5 protein-coding genes and 1 pseudogene are annotated in these 4,960 nt (G+C 55.5%); 5 read left to right on the plus strand and 1 reads right to left on the minus strand.

Annotation, left to right across the window (positions count from 1 at the left end; all coding sequences use genetic code 11):
* Positions 1–368, plus strand: a pseudogene (locus ACXJ5O_RS18845) (MFS transporter); the annotation flags it as partial.
* A 112-nt stretch (positions 369–480) separates the two neighbouring features.
* Positions 481–1,995, plus strand: coding sequence for a helicase HerA domain-containing protein (locus ACXJ5O_RS18850; protein WP_457301236.1), 1,515 nt, complete (start codon positions 481–483; stop codon positions 1,993–1,995).
* On the opposite strand, the gene ACXJ5O_RS18855 is transcribed toward ACXJ5O_RS18850, so the two are convergent.
* Positions 1,996–2,697 (minus strand): HAD family hydrolase, encoded by a 702-nt coding sequence (locus ACXJ5O_RS18855; RefSeq protein WP_457301237.1) that lies wholly within the window; start codon positions 2,695–2,697, stop codon positions 1,996–1,998.
* 139 nt (positions 2,698–2,836) lie between these two features.
* Here ACXJ5O_RS18855 and ACXJ5O_RS18860 point away from each other — a divergent pair, with 139 nt between their 5' ends.
* The 3 genes from ACXJ5O_RS18860 to ACXJ5O_RS18870 form a co-directional block, all read left to right on the plus strand.
* Positions 2,837–3,706 carry a transglycosylase SLT domain-containing protein gene (locus ACXJ5O_RS18860; protein WP_457301234.1) on the plus strand — a complete coding sequence of 290 codons (870 nt, stop codon included), beginning with the start codon at positions 2,837–2,839 and terminating at the stop codon, positions 3,704–3,706.
* 394 nt (positions 3,707–4,100) lie between these two features.
* Positions 4,101–4,316, plus strand: coding sequence for a cold-shock protein (locus ACXJ5O_RS18865; RefSeq protein ID WP_106718536.1), 216 nt, complete (start codon positions 4,101–4,103; stop codon positions 4,314–4,316).
* Between the two features lie 342 nt (positions 4,317–4,658).
* A partial coding sequence (locus ACXJ5O_RS18870; RefSeq protein WP_457301235.1) for a BA14K family protein occupies positions 4,659–4,960 on the plus strand: 302 nt, incomplete at its 3' end.

The following is a 4,960-nucleotide window of genomic DNA, read 5'->3' on the forward strand; positions in this document are numbered from 1 at the left end:
ACTATGGATTGCGTGGCCTCTCGCTGCTGTACTTGCCCTACTCCAATTTTTCTTTTTACGGCCTGTCCCTGTTTGCCATGTTCTATGGTCTCGACTGGATTGCCACAGTGCCTCCAACGGTCAAATTGGCAACCGATCGTTTCGGACGTGAAAAGGCTGGATTGATATTTGGCTGGGTTTTTGCCGGACACCAGTTGGGTGCAGCCTCGGCGGCCTATGGTGGCGGTTTTGCCCGTACCGAATACCAAACTTATATGCCCGCATTTTTCGTTACGGGAATTCTCTGCCTGATTGCTGCGCTGCTGGTGCTGACGCTGAGTAAACACAGCAAGACAAACATGATGTCAGAGCCGGTGCCAGCCGAATAGCTGATCAATTCACCTGTGAGTTTAGCGCATATCCTCCACGCCGCATGGCAAAGAATGCTAAGTGATTTTGCGCATTATATCGCGCGCAGAATCACTTAACGCTGGAGAGATGATGAAAGTCGATATCGACATGGGAGCGGCGTCAGCCGGCGCAAAAGCCATGCTCGATCTGGAAGAACTGTTGGCAACTCGCCTGCTCGTCCAGGGCAATTCGGGTTCGGGCAAATCGCATTTGCTGCGCCGCCTGCTCGAACAAAGCGCGCACTGGGTGCAGCAATGCGTCGTCGACCCGGAGGGCGATTTCGTTACGCTGGCCGATAAATACGGTCACGTGGTTGTCGATGGTGCACGGACCGAAAGTGAACTCACGCGCATCGCGGCACGAATTCGCCAGCACCGCGTTTCCGTCGTGCTTGATCTGGAAGGACTGGATGTCGAACAGCAGATGCGCTGTGCTGCAGCCTTTCTCGGTGGCCTATTCGACGCAGAACGCGATTACTGGTACCCGATGCTCGTCGTTGTCGACGAAGCCCAGCTTTTTGCACCGGCGGTTGCCGGAGAGGTTTCAGACGAGGCCCGCAAACTATCGCTGGGCGCCATGACCAACTTGATGTGCCGTGGCCGCAAACGTGGTCTTGCCGGTGTCATCGCCACACAGCGCCTCGCCAAACTCGCAAAGAATGTTGCGGCTGAAGCATCGAATTTCCTGATGGGCCGAACTTTCCTCGATATCGACATGGCCCGCGCCGCGGATCTTCTTGGAATGGAACGGCGGCAGGCCGAACAGTTCCGTGATCTTGCCCGGGGCCATTTCGTGGCGCTCGGCCCGGCCCTGTCGCGTCGTCCGTTGGCTGTGACCATTGGACCAGTAGAGACATCTGCTCGTTCGGCGAGTCCGAGGCTCACTCCGCTACCACAGCCGGGGGAAGATGCACGCGACTTGATTTTTACACCATCGCCCGAAGAGCGCCGGGTGGTTGTTCGGCGCGCAGTAGCGCCCGCCTCCACACCGACAGCCGATATTTTGAGCCAGCTCACCCAGACCAAATTTGTGGCTGCGGCAGAAACTCCGGCACCGACACTGTTTCCCGAGATTGACGAGGCCGAGCGCAATGGCCTGATCAACGCGATTATGCATGAAATGCTCAACGACCCCGATGCATCCTTTCGCACGGATGCGGTCCTCTATCAGGATTTTCTAGTTCGTTGCCGCATTCGCCGTGTCCCCGGCGATCCCCTTTCTCTGCCGGCGTTTCGCCGCAACCTTGCGGTCGCGCGCGCTGGCATTGACGGAGAGACCGCGCGAGGTGAACCATGGCAGCAGGCGCTTGAACTTTCAAAGAGCCTGCCGGAGGATGTTCAAGGTGTTTTCTTTATCGTGGCCCAAGCTGCGGTTACCGGCAGTCCCTGCCCTTCAGACGCAACATTGGCCCGCGCCTATGGCAGCCATTCGGCCCGACGGGCACGACGGCTTCTCACGTATTTCGAAGAACAGGGGCTCGTTGTAGTGCGCACCGATTTTACCGGCAATCGTGTGGTTGCGTTTCCCGATCTTGGCTGTGAGACTGGCCCAGGCGATCCGAACGGTCCGGATGAAGGCGCGCAGGAACAACACGCCGCTGAATAATCAGCCAATCTCGGCCAGAAGCGGCGGCAACTCCCCCAAATGTTCAATCTCACGGAAGCGAGTTGCGCCAATTGGCGCTTCCACATGTTCGAGCGCCCAGGTCAGCTCATGCGGAACGAACACGCCCCAGCTGCCTGCTTCGATTGCCGGGACAACATCCGATTTTAGCGAGTTACCGATCATCATACTCCGCGTCGCACCATCTCCGTGCCGCTTGAATATTCGCTCATAGGTGGTGGTATCCTTGCTGCTTACAATTTCAACCGCATCGAAAAAATCACCAAGGCCCGATTGTGCCAGTTTGCGCTCCTGATCGAACAAATCTCCTTTGGTTATCAGGACGAGCCTGTATCGCTCAGTTAGTTGCGCAAGAGTTTCCTGAACATGGGGCAAGGTTTCTACCGGATGGCGTAGCATCTCCCGGCCTGCGGCCAGAATTTCCGCGATAACCGAAGTCGGCACGTTGCCTTCGGAGACTTCAACCGCCGTTTCGACCAGGGAAAGGGTAAAGCCCTTGATGCCGAAACCATAGAGATCAAGATTTCGCTTTTCCACCGCGAGCAACCGGTTGGAAAGGTCGGTCGTGTCTACATGGGGAGCCAATAGACTGGCAAACTGATTCTCGGAGGTTCGGAAGAACTGCTCGTTTTGCCAAAGCGTATCATCAGCGTCGAAACCGATTGTGGTGATGGAGAGAGACATGGGCGTGTTCACTTGTTCTTCGTCATCATCGTCATGCAATGTTTACCGGACTGATGAAATCAGTGGCGGGTGTCTTTTGTTAGAAATATGGCTGTGCATTATGCCAATATGCTAACGTATCAAGGGGATCGGCAACAGGGTGTATTGCTTCAAACAACTCGGCATCGTTGCAGCATTCCTGCTACTGACATCGTTAAGGGCATTGTCAGCTGATAATCCGTCGGTTTCAGTACCGGCGAAACCGCCAACACCAACGGTGGCCCAGATTTGCGCAGCCATAGCGACCAATGCTGATGGACATGGCGTCCCGCGCGATTTCTTCGCCAGACTTATCTGGAAAGAGAGCCGGTTCGACGCTCAGGCAACAAGTCCAGTTGGCGCGCAAGGCATCGCGCAGTTCATGCCCGGTACCGCAAAGGAGCGAAATCTCGACGATCCGTTCGACTTCGCGAAGGCCCTGCCCGCTTCCGCTGCGCTGTTGAAGGATCTGCGGACAGCATTCGGTAACTGGGGGCTGGCCGCAGCTGCCTATAATGCGGGGCCAACGCGAGTGTCAAAATGGTTGTCAAGCGGTGGCTTCCTCCCTCTCGAAACCGAAGAGTATGTACTGGATATTACCGGAAAGTCGGCTGACGACTTTGCCGCGGGTACCGAAATATCGACGCATCCGTTAAACGCCAAATTGACCTTCGATGCGGCTTGCCGGAAGCTCCCGATTGTTCGCTTTGCGACAGTTGCAATGGCCCAAATCAAGCCGAAGCCGTGGGGAATCCAGATTGCTGGCAACTTCCGCCGCGCAGCAGCAGTGGGACAGCTTCAACGCCTGCGTCGCGCCTTTCCGGCCATCCTCGACAAGCATGAGGCTGTGATCAGCCGAAATCGCACAGCCATGGGGCGGCGCGGCATCTATGCCGTGCGTATAGGTGCCGACAATCGTGGCGAGGCGAACCAAATCTGTTCGCAACTCCACAGCGCTGGTGGTGCCTGTATCGTGCTGCGTAATCGATAAAGCTGAAAGAAAAGCAACGACTTCAACTTGCGGGTCGTGATCTTGAGAGGTGCTGGCGGACGAATGCCAAACGAAATTTCCTACCCCAAAGTATGTAGGTTGCAAAGCCGTTCGATATAGTCGCCTAAATGGTAGAAAAACTTTTGCTTGCCAAAAAACACTTATTCTAGCAGTCTCAAAGCGTTCGGGCATTTGCGAACACTGGAAGACTGGAAGAACGGCGCGCCGGAACCGCAAGAATACCGGGCCGGGAGTAATCCTGGCAATGATCGGCTCCTTTCCTGAATTCGAGAACTGCCTGCATGATCTCCGTTGAATGTATCTTACTGAAAACGGCACTACCAATCCCGCAAACCCGGAGGGGAGCGCGGTAAGTAAGGAAAAGGAACTGAGCATGGCACAGACCGGTACGGTCAAATTCTTCAACAGTGAAAAAGGCTTTGGCTTTATCAAGCCGGATGATGGCGCAGCGGATATTTTCGTTCATATTTCCGCCGTTCAGGCATCCGGACTCACAGGCCTCGCAGACAATCAGAAGGTCTCGTTCGATACGGAACCTGATCGTCGTGGCAAAGGACCAAAGGCCGTAAACATCGCGGTCACTGAATAATTCTAGCGGCTGGAGCCGCCACCGATCCCCGGCAGAAGTCGGGGGTTTTGCTTGGATATCACGTGGCAGGGTCCACTTTGCCGCCCAGTGGAGTGCGCACACCTCCATGTGGTGCTTGTAATTGTAATCGTGCCTTTTTCCCGCCTCGGATTTGCTAAAATTATATGTGCTTCTCCCGTCCTCAGAATGGCGGTGGAACCATTTCGTATGAGTGCCGTTCAGCTTGCATTCATTCTGAAGCGAATAAAACAGAACTACTGCTGGAGCTCCCATGGATTCCAGCCAATATCGATCAGGCGACGCCGAAAAGCACTCGCCTAGGATGCTTCAAAGGAGGCACAAATGAACAAGGGTATTAAGATTGCCATTCTTGCAACCGCTGCATTTGCGACGGTCGCGGTTCCTCTGACATCGGCCTCTGCCGACAGCTGGCGTGGCGATCRGTACTATCGCCATCATAACAATAACAGCGACGCATGGGCGGCCGGCGCAGTTGGCCTTGCAGCAGGCGCTTTGCTTGGTAGCGCGCTGGCTCAACCGGCTGAGCCGATATATCGGGATTATGATGACGGCTACTATCGCCGCCCGGTCCGGGTTTACCGTGAAGTGGCACCTCGTTATTACGGCGGCGCACAGCCTTGGTC

It is taken from the genome of Phyllobacterium sp. P5_D12, from assembly GCF_054049495.1.